This is a genomic window from Enterobacter cloacae complex sp. FDA-CDC-AR_0132, assembly GCF_003010695.1.
GTDB lineage: Bacteria > Pseudomonadota > Gammaproteobacteria > Enterobacterales > Enterobacteriaceae > Enterobacter > Enterobacter ludwigii.
In genome coordinates, this window is sequence record NZ_CP027618.1 from 637,881 (window position 1) to 654,986 (window position 17,106).

At 54.5% G+C, this 17,106-nt stretch carries 14 protein-coding genes; 4 read left to right on the plus strand and 10 right to left on the minus strand.

Going from position 1 to position 17,106, the window contains the following annotated elements; translation table 11 throughout:
* Positions 1-5: 5 nt before the first annotated feature.
* Both cysD and cysG read right to left on the minus strand, forming a co-directional pair.
* Positions 6-914: a sulfate adenylyltransferase subunit CysD gene (gene cysD, locus AM379_RS03060; protein WP_006811770.1), complete on the minus strand. Its 909-nt coding sequence runs from the start codon at positions 912-914 to the stop codon at positions 6-8.
* Between the two features lie 9 nt (positions 915-923).
* Positions 924-2,273 carry a siroheme synthase CysG gene (cysG, locus tag AM379_RS03065; RefSeq protein WP_219822506.1) on the minus strand — a complete coding sequence of 450 codons (1,350 nt, stop codon included), beginning with the start codon at positions 2,271-2,273 and terminating at the stop codon, positions 924-926.
* A 246-nt stretch (positions 2,274-2,519) separates the two neighbouring features.
* On the opposite strand from cysG, the gene AM379_RS03070 reads away from it, so the two are divergent.
* The gene (locus AM379_RS03070; RefSeq protein WP_014171400.1) at positions 2,520-3,563 is read left to right on the plus strand and encodes an aminopeptidase; all 1,044 of its coding nucleotides are present in this window, start codon (positions 2,520-2,522) and stop codon (positions 3,561-3,563) included.
* 54 nt (positions 3,564-3,617) lie between these two features.
* Here the strand turns inward: AM379_RS03070 and cysH are convergent, their stop codons facing one another.
* Genes cysH through cysJ form a run of 3 tightly spaced genes read right to left on the minus strand, consistent with a single transcriptional unit; the run spans position 3,618 to position 7,885 of the window.
* Positions 3,618-4,352: a phosphoadenosine phosphosulfate reductase gene (cysH, locus tag AM379_RS03075; protein WP_014171401.1), complete on the minus strand. Its 735-nt coding sequence runs from the start codon at positions 4,350-4,352 to the stop codon at positions 3,618-3,620.
* 15 nt (positions 4,353-4,367) lie between these two features.
* Positions 4,368-6,080 carry an assimilatory sulfite reductase (NADPH) hemoprotein subunit gene (gene cysI / locus AM379_RS03080; RefSeq protein ID WP_014171402.1) on the minus strand — a complete coding sequence of 571 codons (1,713 nt, stop codon included), beginning with the start codon at positions 6,078-6,080 and terminating at the stop codon, positions 4,368-4,370.
* Positions 6,080-7,885, minus strand: coding sequence for an NADPH-dependent assimilatory sulfite reductase flavoprotein subunit (gene cysJ, locus AM379_RS03085; protein ID WP_106503450.1), 1,806 nt, complete (start codon positions 7,883-7,885; stop codon positions 6,080-6,082). Before cysJ ends, cysI begins: the two co-directional genes overlap by 1 nt.
* A gap of 306 nt (positions 7,886-8,191) precedes the next feature.
* On the opposite strand from cysJ, the gene queD reads away from it, so the two are divergent.
* Positions 8,192-8,554, plus strand: a complete 363-nt coding sequence (gene queD / locus AM379_RS03090) for a 6-carboxytetrahydropterin synthase QueD (RefSeq protein ID WP_014171404.1) — start codon at positions 8,192-8,194, stop codon at positions 8,552-8,554.
* 28 nt (positions 8,555-8,582) lie between these two features.
* Here the strand turns inward: queD and queE are convergent, their stop codons facing one another.
* Genes queE through AM379_RS03105 form a run of 3 tightly spaced genes read right to left on the minus strand, consistent with a single transcriptional unit; the run spans position 8,583 to position 11,575 of the window.
* Positions 8,583-9,254 carry a 7-carboxy-7-deazaguanine synthase QueE gene (gene queE / locus AM379_RS03095; RefSeq protein WP_020883810.1) on the minus strand — a complete coding sequence of 224 codons (672 nt, stop codon included), beginning with the start codon at positions 9,252-9,254 and terminating at the stop codon, positions 8,583-8,585.
* Positions 9,255-9,308: 54 nt separating this feature from the next.
* On the minus strand, positions 9,309-10,016 hold the full coding sequence (locus AM379_RS03100) for an N-acetylmannosamine-6-phosphate 2-epimerase (RefSeq protein ID WP_047956033.1): 708 nt from the start codon (positions 10,014-10,016) through the stop codon (positions 9,309-9,311).
* Positions 10,016-11,575: a maltose/glucose-specific PTS transporter subunit IIC gene (locus AM379_RS03105; RefSeq protein ID WP_020883808.1), complete on the minus strand. Its 1,560-nt coding sequence runs from the start codon at positions 11,573-11,575 to the stop codon at positions 10,016-10,018. The genes AM379_RS03100 and AM379_RS03105 overlap by 1 nt, the downstream gene beginning before the upstream one ends.
* A gap of 166 nt (positions 11,576-11,741) precedes the next feature.
* Here AM379_RS03105 and AM379_RS03110 point away from each other — a divergent pair, with 166 nt between their 5' ends.
* Together AM379_RS03110 and AM379_RS03115 are read left to right on the plus strand one after the other, a co-directional pair.
* Positions 11,742-12,566 carry a MurR/RpiR family transcriptional regulator gene (locus AM379_RS03110; RefSeq protein WP_020883807.1) on the plus strand — a complete coding sequence of 275 codons (825 nt, stop codon included), beginning with the start codon at positions 11,742-11,744 and terminating at the stop codon, positions 12,564-12,566.
* 359 nt (positions 12,567-12,925) lie between these two features.
* A complete protein-coding gene (locus AM379_RS03115; protein WP_106503451.1) occupies positions 12,926-14,035 on the plus strand; it encodes an SDR family oxidoreductase in 1,110 nt (369 codons plus the stop codon).
* Positions 14,036-14,087: 52 nt separating this feature from the next.
* On the opposite strand, the gene eno is transcribed toward AM379_RS03115, so the two are convergent.
* Together eno and pyrG are read right to left on the minus strand one after the other, a co-directional pair.
* Positions 14,088-15,386 (minus strand): phosphopyruvate hydratase, encoded by a 1,299-nt coding sequence (gene eno, locus AM379_RS03120; RefSeq protein WP_014885045.1) that lies wholly within the window; start codon positions 15,384-15,386, stop codon positions 14,088-14,090.
* Between the two features lie 82 nt (positions 15,387-15,468).
* Positions 15,469-17,106 (minus strand): glutamine hydrolyzing CTP synthase, encoded by a 1,638-nt coding sequence (gene pyrG, locus AM379_RS03125; protein ID WP_014171412.1) that lies wholly within the window; start codon positions 17,104-17,106, stop codon positions 15,469-15,471.

Genomic DNA, 17,106 nt, shown 5'->3' on the forward strand with positions numbered 1-17,106 from the left:
GCTCCTTAGAAATAACCCTGACGTTTCTTCAGCTCCATGGAGCCTGCCTGGTCGCGGTCAATCACGCGGCCCTGTCGCTCACTGGTGGTCGACACCAGCATCTCTTCAATGATCTCCGGCAGCGTCTGCGCACTGGACTCCACGGCACCGGTCAATGGCCAGCAGCCGAGGGTACGGAAACGCACCATCTGCTTTTTGATCACTTCGCCTGGCTGCAGGTCGATGCGATCGTCATCGATCATCATCAGCATGCCGTCACGCTCCAGCACCGGACGTTCAGCGGCCAGGTACAGCGGCACGATCTCGATATTTTCCAGATAGATGTACTGCCAGATATCCAGCTCGGTCCAGTTGGAGAGCGGGAACACGCGAATGCTTTCGCCCTTGTTGATCTGGCCGTTGTAGTTATGCCACAGCTCCGGACGCTGGTTTTTTGGATCCCAGCGGTGGAAGCGGTCGCGGAAAGAGTAGATACGCTCTTTCGCACGGGATTTTTCTTCGTCACGACGTGCGCCGCCGAAGGCCGCGTCAAAACCGTATTTGTTCAGCGCCTGCTTCAGCCCCTCGGTTTTCATGATGTCAGTGTGTTTGGCGCTACCGTGCACGAACGGGTTAATACCCATCGCCACCCCTTCCGGGTTTTTATGCACCAGCAGTTCGCAGCCGTAGGCTTTTGCCGTACGGTCGCGGAATTCATACATTTCACGGAACTTCCAGCCGGTATCAACGTGCAGCAGCGGGAACGGCAGCGTACCCGGGTAAAACGCTTTACGCGCCAGGTGTAGCATCACGCTGGAATCTTTACCGATGGAATACATCATCACCGGGTTAGAGAATTCGGCTGCCACTTCGCGGATAATATGGATACTTTCCGCTTCGAGCTGCCGCAGGTGAGTAAGTCGTTTTTGGTCCATAACCGTTCCTTAAGCCAGATTCACCACAGAGGAGCCAAACCCCTCTGAGTCTGTTGTATGTTGAAACCAGGCGAGTGTGCTGTGCAGGTGCACCACTTCCCCCACCACGATAAGCGCGGGCATAGGGGCCTCTTTCGCCAGGGTGGCAAGATCCTGTAGCGTACCGATAGCCACATGCTGATCGACGCGCGTGCCGCGAGAAATCACGGCGACCGGCGTGGTTGCCTCTCGACCGTGTTGAATAAGTTGTTCACTGATGTCCGCCGCCTTCATCGTGCCCATATAGATAGCCAGCGTCTGACGACTCTGGGCCAGATGCGACCAGTCAAACGGGGTGCTGTCCGCCTTGTAATGGCCCGTGACAAAGGTCACGCTCTGGGCGTAATCGCGGTGAGTAAGCGGTATACCGGCGTAGGCCGTCACTGCGGAAGCCGCCGTGATACCCGGGACGACCTGGAACGGCACGCCCGCTTCAGCCGCCGCCTGCAGCTCTTCCCCGCCGCGACCAAAGATAAACGGGTCGCCACCTTTAAGCCGCACCACCGTTTTGCCCGCTTTTGCCGCCGCCACCAGCATCTGGTTGGTGTCATGCTGCGGTACAGAGTGCTCGCCCGCCCGTTTGCCAACGCAGATTTGTTCTGCGTCACGGCGAATCAATTCGCGCACCCCGTCGGTGACCAGATGGTCGTAGAACACCACATCGGCATCCTGAAGCACCTGCAGGCCGCGCAGGGTCAGCAGCCCGGCATCACCCGGCCCCGCACCGACCAGAATGATCTCGCCGCCGCTACTGCCAGGGTTATCCAGCTCATCTTCGAGGATCTGCTGCGCCGCCGTTTCATTCCCGGCATGCATCAGGCTGGCAAAACGACCGCGGAACACGCGTTCCCAAAAGCGACGGCGTTCCGTCACGCTGGTCAGGCGCGTTTTCAGATGGTTACGCCAGAAGCTCGCTTTCTCCGCCATCCGCCCAAGGCTGGTAGGCAAAAGTGCTTCGATTTTTTCCCGCAGCACGCGTGCCAGCACCGGCGCGGTCCCGCCGGAGGAGATGGCCACCAGCAATGGCGAACGGTCAACAATCGACGGGAAGATAAACGAACACAGCGGCCGATCGTCCACCACGTTCACCAGACGGTGAAGGGCCTGAGCCGCCTCTGAAATACGGCGGTTGAGCTCACGGTTATCGGTTGCCGCAATCACCAGCACCACGCTGTCGATTTGCGACTCGTCGAAATCCGCCTCGTCGACTATCCGTACCTGCGCCCCCGCTCGCTGCAGAAACGCGATTTTGCGATCGGCAACCTCACCGGTGCCGACTACCAGCACAGGTCTGTCTTTTATCGCGGCAAAAAGGGGCAGATAGTCCACAAGCTACAACTCACTAACAACAAGGAATAGTGGGACTATAGGGGGCGGCTTAGATCGAATGAAATTACGAATTGGAATGAGTAGTTACTCAATGGAATAACGCCATGGAAAAGCAAAGATCAAAAAGTGCTTAACACGCGAATTTTCGGGCATTTAAGAGCAATTCAAATTGTGTATGGTCGATCACAGTTTCATACTAGGCGGGTTAAAATTTTGCTCTGTTTTTAAGGACTCACTATGTTTTCCGCAACGCGCCACCGTATCGCTGCCCTGGCGCTCGGCGTTTGCTTTATCCTTCCGGCCCAGGCAAAAAATCAGCCCTATGGTGAAATCGCGAATATGCAGGCGCGGCATATTGCGACCGTCTTTCCGGGTCGTATGACCGGCACGCCAGCGGAAATGCTTTCCGCCGATTATATTCGCCAGCAATTTGCTGACATGGGTTACCAGAGCGATATCCGATCGTTTCACAGCCGCTACGTCTATACCTCGCGCAATAAAACAAAAAACTGGCATAACGTGACCGGCAGTACGGTCATTGCGGCGCATGAAGGTAGCGCGGCGGAACAGATCATTATCATGGCGCACCTGGACACCTACGCGCCAATGAGCGACGCCGATACCGACAATAATCTCGGCGGGCTGACGTTACAGGGGCTGGACGATAACGCGGCGGGTCTGGGCGTGATGCTCGAACTGGCAGAGCGAATGAAAGACATTCCAACCCAATACGGGATCCGTTTCGTTGCCACCAGCGGTGAAGAAGAGGGAAAACTTGGCGCGGAGAATCTCCTGAAACGCATGAGTGCTGAGGAGAGGAAAAATACGCTGCTGGTGATTAACCTCGATAACCTGATCGTCGGCGATAAGCTCTATTTCAACAGCGGACAGAGTACGCCGGGTTCCGTGCGTAAACTGACGCGCGACCGCGCGCTGGCGATTGCCCGCAGCCATGGGGTGTATGCCACCAGCAACCCGGGCGGGAATCCCGATTATCCTCGCGGAACCGGCTGCTGTAATGATGGTGAAGTGTTCGATAAAGCGGGCATTCCTGTTCTGTACGTGGAAGCCACTAACTGGATGCTGGGTAAGAAAGACGGTTATCAGCAGCGGGTGAAATCGAAGGCTTTCCCGGACGGGACGAGCTGGCATAACGTGCTGCTGGATAATCAGCAGCATATTGATAGCGCACTGCCGCAGCGGATTGAACACCGCAGTCGGGATGTGGTTAAAGTGATGCTGCCGCTGGTGAAAGAGCTGGCAAAAGCAGGGAAAGCGTAGAACAGAACATGTCCCTCACCCTTTGTAAGAGGGTGAGGGACAAGGGAACAGAATTTACCCTTCGTGCAATCCGCACTCGCGCTTGAGTCCAAAGAATCGCGTCTCTTCTTCCGCCATGCCCGGTTCCCATTTACGCGTGGTATGGGTATCGCCCACGGACAGATAACCCTGGTCCCAGAGCGGGTGGTATTTCAGTCCGTGTTTTTGCAGGTACTGGTAAACCGTACGGTTATCCCAGTCGATAATCGGCAGCACTTTAAACACCCCGCGCTGAACCGCCAGCACCGGGAGCGTGGCGCGACTTCCAGACTGCTCGCGGCGTAACCCCGCAAACCAGGTCTGCGCGTTAAGCTCTTTCAGCGCCCGGTTCATCGGCTCGACCTTGTTGATCTCATTGTATTTCTCAATGCCCTCAACGCCTTGTTCCCACAGCTTGCCATACCGCGCCTCCTGCCAGGCCGCGCTTTGCTCCGCACGGTAGACTTTCAGATTCAGCCCGAGCTTGTCCGTCAGCTCATCGATAAACTGGTAGGTTTCCGGGAACAGGTAGCCGGTATCGGTCAGGATCACCGGAATGTCCGGACGAATCTGGTTCACCAGATGCAAACTCACCGCTGCCTGAATACCAAAACTCGACGAGAGCACATAATCACCCGGCAGGTTTTCCAGGGCCCATGCCACGCGGCCTTCGGCGTCGAGCTTTTCAAGCTGCGCATTGGTTTCTGCCAGCGCCAGAATGCGATCGACTTTTGGCAGTTCATTTAGGGCGTTTAGATCGAGTACGGACATAATTACCTCTCGTGTTTACTCCCAGAAATCCCTTGCGGGATCGAGCACCGGGCGAATAATGCCCGCACGCACCGTAAAGTCGCCGAAGCCTTCACCCGCTTCGCGCTCTTTCGCCCAGCGCCCGACAAGCTCGTCGATAGAATCAAGAATTTCCGGCTCGGTGATGTTCTCACGGAACATGCGCGGAATACGCGTTCCGATACGGTTGCCGCCAAGGTGCAGGTTATAGCGACCCGGCGCTTTACCCACCAGACCCAGCTCGGCCAGCATCGCACGGCCACAGCCGTTCGGGCAGCCGGTGACACGCATAACAATATGCTCGTCCGGAATACCGTGTTTTTCCAGAATCGCTTCCACCTTATCGGTGAATGACGGCAGGAAACGCTCTGCTTCCGCCATCGCCAGCGGGCAGGTCGGGAACGACACGCAGGCCATGGAGTTTTCACGCTGCGGCTTCACCGCGTCCATCAACCCATGGTCGCGCGCCAGTTTCTCAATCTTCGCTTTCTGGCTTTCCGGCACGCCGGCAACGATCAGGTTCTGGTTAGCGGTGATACGGAATTCACCTTTATGGATCTTCGCAATTTCCAGCAGACCGGTTTTCAGCGGGCGGCCCGGATAATCAAGAATACGGCCGTTTTCAATAAACAGCGTCAGGTGCCATTTATTGTCGATGCCTTTAACCCAGCCAATACGATCGCCACGTCCCGTAAATTCATACGGACGGATCGGCTCAAACTTAATCCCCGCGCGACGCTCCACTTCCGCTTTGAACGTCTCTACGCCCACGCGCTCCAGGGTGTATTTGGTTTTCGCGTTTTTACGATCCGTACGGTTACCCCAGTCGCGCTGCGTGGTGACAACTGCTTCAGCCACGGCCAGCGTATGCTCCAGCGGCAGGAAACCAAACTCGCTTGCGGTGCGGGCATAGGTTTTCTTGTTACCGTGTTCGATGGAGAGACCGCCGCCCACCAGCAGGTTAAAGCCCACCAGCTTGCCATTTTCGGCAATCGCCACGAAGTTCATGTCGTTGGCGTGCAGATCGATATCGTTCTGCGGCGGGATCACCACGGTGGTTTTGAACTTACGCGGCAGATAGGTCTGGCCGAGGATCGGTTCTTCGTCGGTGGTGGCCACTTTTTCCTGATCGAGCCAGATCTCCGCATAGGCGCGGGTGCGTGGCAGCAGGTGCTCAGAGATCTTCTTCGCCCACTCATAGGCTTCGGCGTGCAACTCGGACTCGTACGGGTTCGAGGTGCAGAGCACGTTACGGTTCATGTCGTTGGCCGTGGCCAGCGCGTCCAGCCCGACAGAGTGCAGCATCTGGTGTACCGGCTTCACGTTCTTCTTCAGAATGCCGTGGAACTGGAAGGTCTGACGGTTGGTCAGACGGATGCTGCCATAAAGGGTATTTTCACCCGCAAACTTATCGATCGCCTGCCACTGTTTCGTGGTGATCACCCCGCCCGGAAGACGGCAGCGCAGCAGCATCGCATGACGCGGCTCCAGCTTCTGTTCTGCACGTTCGGCGCGGATATCACGGTCGTCCTGCTGATACATACCGTGGAAACGGATCAGCAGAAAGTTGTCGCCTTTAAAGCCGCCGGTGAGACCGTCATTCAGATCTTCAGCAATGGTGCCGCGCAGATAGTTGCTTTCCAGCTTCATGCGCTCGGCGTCTGTCAGTTTACCTTCGACCACCAGTGGCCCTGGATGTTTTTCGCTCATTAGTAGACATCTCGCTGATAACGGCGCTCAACGCGCAGCTCACTTAAAAATTCATCCGCCGTTTCGGCATCCATACCGCCGAATTCGGCAATCACTTCCAGCAATGCCTGCTCAACGTCTTTCGCCATGCGATTGGCGTCGCCGCAGACATAAATGTGGGCACCGTCATTGATCCAGCGCCACAGCTCTGCGCCCTGTTCGCGCAGTTTGTCTTGTACGTATACTTTTTCTTGCTGATCGCGGGACCAGGCCAGGTCGATGCGCGTCAGGACGCCTTCTTTGACGTAACGCTGCCACTCAACCTGGTAGAGGAAATCTTCCGTAAAGTGCGGGTTGCCGAAGAACAACCAGTTTTTACCCGGCGCCTCATCTGCAGCGCGCTGCTGCATAAAGGCGCGGAATGGCGCAATACCGGTACCCGGCCCAATCATGATGACCGGTGTTTCCGGGTTCGCAGGCAGACGGAAGTTGTCGTTGTGCTCGATAAACACGCGCACTTCACCGTCTTCCTCCACGCGATCGGCCAGGAAGCTTGATGCCCCGCCCGCACGGGCACGGCCTTCGATGTCATAACGCACCACGCCCACGGTGATATGCACTTCGCTCTCCACTTCGGCCTGCGAAGAGGCAATGGAGTAGAGGCGCGGCGTCAGCGGACGCAGCAGGCCAATTAGCGCATCCGCATCCAGCTGTGCCGGAGAGAAACGCACCATATCGACAATCGGCGTCGTCGCGGCGTAATGCTGCAGCTTCGCCTTATCTCCCACCAGAGGCAGCAGCGATTCACTGCGCGTTAAGGTGGCATAATTTTCAACGATGTTTGGCGTGTTGACCGTCAGCTCGAAATGCCACTGCAGCGCCTCAGAGAGCGGCTGCGTGTTACCGTCGACGGTGACAGGCTCATCGCCTTTCAGCCACAGCAGTTCGACCAGCTCTTTAACCAGCGCCGGATCGTTCTGGTACCAGATCCCAAGTGCATCGCCCGGCTGGTAACGCAGACCGGAATCACCGAGATCGATTTCAATATGCCGCACGTCTTTCTCAGAGTCGCGGCCGGTAATTTTCTGATTAACCGCCAGGCTCGCTGCCAGCGGTGCCTCTTTGGTAAACGGGCTGGTGTGAATATCATTGACTGCACCCACCGCGGTGACGGCAGCCTGCGCTGGCGTCTCTTTTGGCACGCGCGCTTTCAGCACGTCAACGATGCGCGCACGCCATTCAGCGGCTGCGGTCTGGTATTCCACATCCGCATCAACGCGGTCCAGCAGGCGCTCAGCGCCCAGTTCCGCCAGTTTGCTGTCGAAATCTTTACCGGACTGGCAGAAAAATTCGTAGGAGGTGTCACCCAGGCCAAACACGGCAAACGCCGTCCCGTTCAGTTTTGGGGCTTTTTTCGAGAACAGGAACTTATGCAGGGCTACCGCTTCTTCAGCCGGCTCACCCTCACCCTGGGTTGAAGCCACCACCACCAGCAGTTTTTCGGACGCGATCTGTTTGAATTTATAGTCCCCGGCGTTCACCAGGTTCACGTTCAGTTTGGCGGCCAGCAGGTCGTCGCGCAGCGCTTCGGCCACACGGCGAGCATTGCCCGTCTGCGAGGCAGAAATCAGCGTAATCGCCGGAATTTCTACCGCAGTTGCCGGTGCAGCAGCCACAGCGCCCGGTTGCTGGTTAAGCATTCCCCAGAAATAGCCGGAGACCCAGGCAAGCTGGGTGGGAGAAAAATCAGAGGTGGCAGCCTGAAGGCGCGCCAGTTGCTCCGGGTTCAGGGGAAGCAAATTTGAAGGTGGGGCCTGTGTTGTCATGCGTCGTTATGTTCCAGTAGCCAAGCGGACTTTAAGCGAATAAATCCAAACTGAAGATAAGGTTAACGGCGAGGATAATAACAATTAAAGAAGGGATGGAAATAATAAATAACCAAATGGACTAACCTGTTTTAGTTATCGTTCTTAACGGTAAAAGCGATTAACTAACCCATTGAAATTCAATCATAAAATAGTAGTCCTTTCTCGTATGCACCACGTTGCGGCAACAGAGCCGTTTTAGTTAATGATAAAAATTGTGCTTTCCGGTACTATGCGGCGGTTTTTTCCGCATTACTGAGAGCAATAATGTCCACCACACTGTTTAAAGATTTCACCTTCGAAGCCGCCCACCACCTTCCGCATGTTCCTGAAGGGCATAAATGTGGCCGTCTGCACGGGCACTCGTTTATGGTGCGTCTTGAGATAACCGGTGACGTCGATCCGCATACCGGTTGGATCATGGACTTTGCCGAGCTGAAGGCGGCATTCAAGCCGACCTACGATCGTCTGGATCACTACTATCTGAATGATATCCCGGGTCTTGAAAACCCGACCAGTGAAGTGCTGGCTAAATGGATTTGGGATCAGATGAAACCGCAGGTTCCTCTGCTGAGCGCGGTGATGATCAAAGAGACCTGCACCGCGGGCTGTATCTATCGCGGTGAGTAAAAAAAGCCCGGAATATCCGGGCTTTTTTTTAGGCGATGTTCAGGTACTTGTGCGTCTGCATCGACAGCCGCCAGTTGCGGGCAATACAGGTTTCAATACACAAGCGCGTGGCATCCTCTTTCTGGCTGATAGGCTGCAGCGCGATGATCCGCTGCTTTTCATCCGTCAGCGTGGCGAGCAGTTCATCCAGCGCTTCGATATCACGCACGCGGCCAACCGGGTGTTTGATCTCATCAGCACGCTCCAGCGCCTGAGAGAGAACATCGTAGCCGCCGCGCATGTTAACTTTCGGCGAAACCGTCACCCAGGTGGTGTGAGAACAGCGCACTTCATGCGTGCCGCTGGTTTCAATCTGACAGCTGTAGCCGTTCTTTTCGAGCAGCTCGGTCAGCGGCGTCAGGTCGTGGATGCAGGGTTCACCCCCGGTAATCACCACGTGGCGCGCCGTCCAGCCCTGACGGCCAATGATCGCCAGCAGATCTTCTGCACTTCCCGCGCCCCACTTATCGCTCTCTTTGGTTTTAGCCAGAATGCTAAACAGCGACACTTCCCGATCTGCGAGTTTATCCCACGTATGTTTGGTATCACACCAGGCACAGCCAACCGGGCATCCCTGTAATCGAATAAAGATGGCGGGAACGCCGGTAAAGTAACCCTCGCCTTGCAGGGTCTGGAACATCTCGTTAATCGGGTACTGCATAGTCATCTCAGTTAAGGGGATAAACGATAAGTATCGCAGATCCCCGTCAGATGGTCATGCTCCATCGGTGCTTTGAGCGCCAATCGCTGCCATAAACCGCGCAGTAATTTGCTGTGGACGGGTGATGGCCCCGCCGACAACGACCATAAAGGCACCAAGTTCCAGACACCTCGCCGCCCGTTCAGGTGTATCAACGTTGCCTTCGGCCACCACGGGAATGTCGACGGCAGCCAGTACCTCTTTCAGAAATGCGCAGTCATTGTCCGGTAGCGCATGGCCTGCGGTTTCTGCCGTATAACCGTAAAGCGTGGTCCCCACACAATCAAAACCCAGCGCCTGCGCCGTCACGGCCTCTTCTGTTGTGGAAATATCCGCCATCAGGCATACCGACGGATACCGCGTGCGGATATGCGCGACCAGCGTCGCCAGGTCTTCGCCGCCAGGGCGCTGTCGCGCAGTCGCATCCAGGGCAATGATTTCCGGAGAAACCGTCATCAGCTCATCCACCTCTTTCATCGTGGCGGTGATAAACACCTCACTATCCGGATAATCGCGTTTGATGATGCCGATAACCGGCAGAGCCACCTGCTGCTTGATGGCTTCGATGTCCACCACGCTATTGGCACGGATCGCTGCCGCCCCACCCTGCGCGGCGGCCAGCGCCATTCGTGACATAATAAACGCGCTATGCAGAGGTTCATTCTCCAGCGCCTGGCAGGAGACGACCAGTTTTCCCTTCAGGTTATCCAGTACAGTTTTCATTACGATAAGATCTCTTCCACTTCGTTTTTAATAATCGTGACATGCGGCCCATAAATGACCTGAACACCGTTGCCGCGGACGATAACGCCGCGCGCGCCGGTCGCTTTCAGCGCCGATTCATTCACTTTGCTGCCATCCTTCACCGTGACGCGAAGACGCGTCGCGCAGCAGTCCACCTCTTCGAGATTGTCTTTGCCACCTAACCCGGCGATAACCGCAACGGCACGCTCGCTCTGCGAAAAGGTCACTTCATCCGCCATCGCCTCTTTCTCACGCCCCGGCGTGGCAAAATCAAAGCGATTAATCAGATAACGGAACGTAAAGTAATAAAGGAAGAACCACGGCACCCCTACCAGCGGTACGAACATCCAGTGGGTTTTGGCCTCGCCCTGGAGAATGCCGAACAGCACGAAGTCGATAAAACCGCCTGAGAAGGTTTGCCCGATAGTGATGTGTAAAATATGGGCGAGCATAAACGCCAGCCCGTCAAACAGGGCGTGAATGACGTACAGCACAGGAGCAACAAAAAGGAATGAGAACTCAATAGGTTCAGTAATCCCCGTCAGGAAAGAGGTCAATGCCGCCGAAAGTAACAGCCCCGCGACGCGTTTTTTGTTCTCCGGCTTTGCCGTGTGGTACATCGCGAGGCAGGCACCCAGCAGACCAAACATCATCGTGATGAAGCGTCCGGACATGAAACGCGACGTGCCTTCATAAAACTGGCGTGTTGTCGGGTCAGCAAGCTGGGCGAAGAAGATCCGCTGCGTACCTTCTACCAGCTGACCGTTAACGATCTCGCTGCCGCCAAGCGCTGTCGTCCAGAAGGGAAGATAGAAGATGTGGTGTAAACCAAACGGCCCGAGCATGCGCAAAATGAAACCGTACAGCATCGTTCCCAGATAACCGGTGGCATCCACAAGCCCGCCCAGACCGAAGATCAGCTTCTGGAAATGCGGCCAGATGACGGTCATTAATGCCCCGACAAGTATTGCCGCCAGCGAGCTGACGATCGGTACAAAACGTGAGCCGCCAAAGAAACCCAGGAACTGCGGAAGCGCGATCTTATTGAACCGATGATGTAGCGCACAGGTCACAAGCCCGATGACGACCCCACCAAATACGCCGGTTTCCAGCGTCTGGATCCCCAGCGTCATTCCCTGCCCTACGGCACCCGGGTTCTCAAGCGCCAGTTTTCCGGTCAGGATCAGCAGCGCATTGATGGTGGCATTCATCACCAGAAAAGCGAGCAATGCCGCCAGCCCCGCGGTTCCTTTATCATTTTTTGCCAGCCCGACGGCGACCCCGACAGCAAACAGCACCGAGAGGTTGGCGAACACAATCGAACCGGCACTGCTCATAATGGTAAAGATGGCCTGCAGCCACGCAACATCTAAAAACGGGTAGGCCGTGAGGGTATTGGGATTTGATAACGCGCCTCCAATCCCCAGCAACAAACCCGCCGCGGGCAAGACGGCGATGGGCAACATAAATGATTTGCCAAAGCGCTGCGCTTTCTCAAACCATCCGCCAGAAGAAGCCCCACTGAACATTTGCATCATTTTTTCATCCCCTCGTGTATAGATGAAAATTTTTACCACATTAATTATTAATAGTGAAAATTATCATCAATAACCAGGATGACGATCATACTTTTTCGAAATGACTGGCATCTTTCCCCCGCTTTCCGCCACACTAGTCGACAGAAGAATGCATTAAGGATCTCGCATGTCAGACCATGAAAACCTGCTGCTGAAGCTACGCCAGGAGGCTTCCGGATACAGCCCAACGCAACGAAAACTGGGTGAGTTTGTCCTCAACGATCCTGCCCGGGTGCTTTACCTGACGATCACTGAGCTGGCGCGCGAAAGTCATACCAGCGAGGCCAGCGTGACGCGTCTTTGCCGCACGCTGGGCTGTAAGGGGTACACGGAATTCAAAATGGCGCTTGCGCTGGACATTCAGCAGGGTCAGCCAGAGCGTCAGGCCGGGGATGAAATTGATAGCGTAGTGGAAGAGTCTGTACAGGCTCTGCAGGATACCGCCAGACTGCTCGACAGAGCGCTGCTGGAAAAGGCGGCGCAGGCACTGCATCAGGCGCAGTCAGTCCAGATTTATGGGGTCGCTGCCAGTGCGATCCTCGGCGAGTATCTGCATTATAAGCTGTTGCGCCTGGGCAAACCTGTGCAGCTCTTCAGCGATATGCACCGTGCAGCCATGAATGCGACCACCCTCTCTAAAGCGTCGCTGGTGGTAGCCATCTCCAGTTCAGGCTCAACGCGGGATTTACTTCACGTCGTAAAACTTGCGCGCAAACGTGGCGTCCCCGTGCTGGCGCTCAGCAATACGCCGCGTAGCCCGCTGGCGTCCCTTAGCGATATGCTACTGGTTGCAGCCAAACCCGAGGGGCCGCTTAGCGCAGGCGCACTCAATGCCAAAGTGGGTGTTATGCTGCTGGTCGAGTTGCTTACCCACTCCCTTATTGCAATAGACGGTCATTACGGCGAGGTCAGCCAACAAACCGCCAGCGCAACGCTTCCTCTGTTGCTGTAGAAAACCTTCGCAGGCTATATATCAATAGCCTGCGAGTTTGTTATTTTGAGTGTTCTTAAGCATCCGTTAAATTATTTACCGCATCAATGAATGATGTTACAAAGTATTTTTATAATTACATTTTGACTTAATATCATCACGATACAGGAAGCGAATTTATAATATATAAATCAGCAAGTTAAAATAAATATCTTTATAAATTGAATTTTCTTCCCTCCTGCAATGTCCAATCTCATCCCCTGAATTCCTTACCTTAAAATAAGCTTAAGAAACGGTAAGGCTGGCCATTTTTTTATTTAAACGCCGTTTACTTTCGCCCGCCTACAATCCGCCTCATCAATCATAATGAGACGGTATCAATGAAAACCTTACTGATTACAGGCGTGACCGGATTTCTGGGTGGTGCAGTACTTGAAAAAATCCTGACCGGCGAAAGCGCCGTAAATTTACTTCTGCTTGCGCGCGCCAGTGACCCGCAAGGTGGGCTGGCGCGAGTGCAGGAGAATATGCGTAAGTTCAACGTGCCTGAGCATGCACTGGCCTCGCTGAGCGTGGAGAATATCCTCATTGGCGATCTCAGCCAGCCGGAAGCCTTCCTGAACGATCCGCGCCTTGAACAGGTGACGCATGTCGTTAACTGCGCGGCCGTCGCGTCATTTGGCAACAACCCGCTTATCTGGAAGGTGAACGTCGAGGGAACCCTGGCGCTGGCGCGCCGCATGGAACAGGTGTCGACCCTACAGCGCTTCCTGCACGTTGGCACGGCGATGTCCTGCACGCCGGAGCAGGATTCGCTGGTCGCCGAAAGTGCAGAATTCAGAGAGAACGCCGAGCATCTGGTGGAATATACCTATTCGAAATCCACCATTGAACAGCTGATGCGCCAGCACTGTCCTGACCTGCCGCTGCTCATCGCCCGCCCGTCTATCGTCGTCGGCCATACCCGTCACGGCTGCACACCTTCAAGCAGTATTTTCTGGGTCTTTAGCATGGGGTTAATGCTGCAAAAATTCATGTGTTCGATGGAAGACAAAATCGATGTCGTTCCGGTGGACTATTGTGCCGACGCGCTGTTAATGCTGCTTACCAGTAATGCACGTTCAGGGGAAGTGGTACATATTTCTGCCGGGGAAGAGAACAGCGTTCGCTTTGCTGATATTGATAAGGCAATGGCGCAGGCGCTGGAGAAAGCCCCTGTCGGAGATCGATACGCCCAGGTGAGTTACGAAACGCTGGTCAGAATGCGCCGCGAACTGAAGGATATTTTTGGGCCGTGCAACGAGCGCCTGATGCTGAAAGCAATGCGTTTATACGGTGCTTTTGCCACACTCAACGTGCGCTTCAGCAATGATAAGCTGCTTAGCATGGGCATGCCTAAGCCACCCCGCTTTACGGACTATATTGCCCGCTGCGTGCAAACCACTCAGGGGCTGACCATTCCGGAACAAATGGCGGTCGATTTTAAATAGCCAAAAAAAATGCCAGTCTTGCGACTGGCATTTTCATTTTAAGGCTTAGCGATTATGCCTGGCCTTTGATCTCTTTACGACCGTTGTATGGTGCTTTTTCGCCCAGTGCTTCTTCGATACGAATCAGCTGGTTGTATTTAGCAACTCGGTCAGAACGGCTCATAGAACCGGTCTTGATCTGGCCAGCCGCGGTACCAACAGCCAGGTCAGCGATGGTAGCGTCTTCAGTTTCGCCAGAACGGTGAGAGATAACAGCGGTGTAGCCAGCGTCTTTCGCCATTTTGATCGCAGCCAGCGTTTCGGTCAGAGAACCGATCTGGTTGAATTTGATCAGGATGGAGTTAACGATGCCTTTCTCGATGCCTTCTTTCAGGATCTTGGTGTTGGTTACGAACAGGTCGTCACCCACCAGCTGGATTTTGTCGCCCAGTACTTTAGTCTGGTATGCGAAGCCATCCCAGTCAGATTCGTCCAGACCGTCTTCGATAGAAACGATTGGGTACTGTTTGGTCAGGTCTTCCAGGAAGTGAGTGAACTCTTCAGAGGTGAACGCTTTGTTGCCTTCGCCAGCCAGAACGTATTTACCGTCTTTGTAGAATTCAGACGCTGCACAGTCCATCGCCAGAGTGATGTCTTTGCCCAGCTCGTAGCCTGCTGCTTTAACCGCTTCAGCGATAACAGCCAGTGCTTCTGCGTTAGAACCCAGGTTTGGCGCATAGCCACCTTCGTCACCAACAGCCGTGTTCATACCTTTAGCTTTCAGAACTTTAGCCAGGTTGTGGAACACTTCAGAACCCATACGTACTGCTTCTTTCAGGGATTTCGCGCCAACTGGCTGAATCATAAATTCCTGAATATCAACGTTGTTGTCTGCGTGCTCACCACCGTTGATGATGTTCATCATCGGTACAGGCATGGAGTATTTGCCTGGAGTGCCGTTCAGTTCAGCGATGTGTTCGAACAGTGGCATACCTTTAGCAGCCGCTGCAGCTTTGGCGTTCGCCAGGGAAACGGCCAGGATTGCGTTAGCACCGAAGTTAGATTTGTTTTCAGTACCGTCCAGATCGATCATGATCTTGTCGATGCCAGCCTGGTCTTTAGCGTCTTTGCCAATGATTGCCTGAGCAATAGGGCCGTTTACGGCGCCAACAGCTTTCAGTACGCCTTTGCCCATGAAACGGGATTTGTCGCCATCGCGCAGTTCCAGCGCTTCGCGGGAACCAGTAGAAGCACCTGACGGAGCAGCTGCCATACCGACGAAACCACCTTCCAGGTGAACTTCGGCTTCAACGGTCGGGTTACCACGGGAGTCGATGATTTCACGACCGATGACTTTAACGATTTTGGACATTAGATTTTCCTCAGTACAAGTTAAACTAAAACTCCAGACAAACAACGCGTACCAGAGGTACGCGTTGCCGTTCTAACTTTTTTTACTTCGCCTGGCGCTTCTGGTAATCGCTGGCGGCTTTCACAAAGCCTGCAAACAGCGGATGCCCGTCACGTGGCGTTGAAGTAAATTCCGGGTGGAACTGGCAGGCGACAAACCACGGATGGTTTGGCACTTCGATGATCTCGACTAACTGATCATCCCCGGAGCGGCCCGCAACACGCAGACCCGCAGCTTCAATTTGTTTCAACAACATGTTGTTGACTTCATAGCGGTGACGATGACGTTCGGTGATAACCGGCTCGCCATACAGCTTGCGAACGACGCTATCGTCGGACAGCTGGCAGGCCTGTGCGCCAAGACGCATCGTGCCACCCAGGTCGCTCTTCTCGGTACGGACTTCGACGTTACCTTCTTCGTCGCGCCATTCAGTGATAAGCGCCACGACAGGGTACTTACAGTCTGGCACAAATTCCGTAGAGTTCGCGTTTTCCATTCCCGCTACGTTGCGCGCAAATTCGATCAGCGCAACCTGCATACCCAGGCAGATACCGAGGTATGGAATATTGTTTTCACGCGCATAGCGTGCGGTGGCGATCTTGCCTTCTACACCACGGTAGCCGAAGCCGCCAGGGATAAGGATCGCATCCAGATCTTTCAGAATTTCAACGCCACGCGTTTCAACATCCTGCGAATCAATCAGCTTGATGTTAACGGAGACGCGGTTCTTCAGACCACCGTGTTTCAGCGCTTCGATAACTGACTTATAGGCATCTGGCAGTTCAATGTACTTGCCAACCATGCCGATAGTCACTTCGCCAGCCGGATTCGCTTCTTCGTAAATAACCTGTTCCCATTCAGACAGGTTAGCTTCCGGACAGTTCAAGCTGAATCGTTTACAAATATAATCGTCCAGGCCCTGTGATTTCAACAGGCCCGGGATTTTATAAATGGAATCGACATCTTTCATTGAAATAACGGCTTTTTCCGGCACGTTACAGAACAATGCAATTTTCGCGCGTTCGTTCGCCGGAACCGCGCGATCGGAACGGCAAACCAGGATGTCTGGCTGAATACCGATGGAGAGCAACTCTTTAACTGAGTGCTGAGTAGGTTTGGTTTTCACTTCACCTGCGGCTGCCATGTAAGGCACCAGCGTCAGGTGCATGAACAGCGCGTTTTCACGGCCAATATCAACCGCCAGCTGACGAATCGCTTCCAGGAATGGCAGGGATTCGATATCACCCACGGTACCGCCGATTTCAACCAGCACCACGTCGTGGCCTTCGCCGCCCGCAATAATGCGTTCTTTGATAGCGTTAGTGATGTGTGGGATAACCTGAACGGTAGCACCAAGATAATCACCACGGCGCTCTTTACGCAGAACGTCGGAGTAGATACGGCCTGTCGTGAAGTTGTTACGACGGGTCATTTTAGTGCGGATGAAACGCTCGTAGTGGCCAAGATCCAGATCGGTTTCAGCGCCGTCTTCAGTAACGAACACTTCCCCGTGTTGGATTGGACTCATGGTGCCCGGATCGACGTTGATGTACGGATCCAGTTTCATCATGGTCACATTGAGGCCACGGGCTTCAAGAATGGCTGCGAGGGAGGCTGCGGCAATGCCTTTACCCAGAGAGGATACGACCCCGCCGGTCACAAAAATATAGTTCGTTGTCAT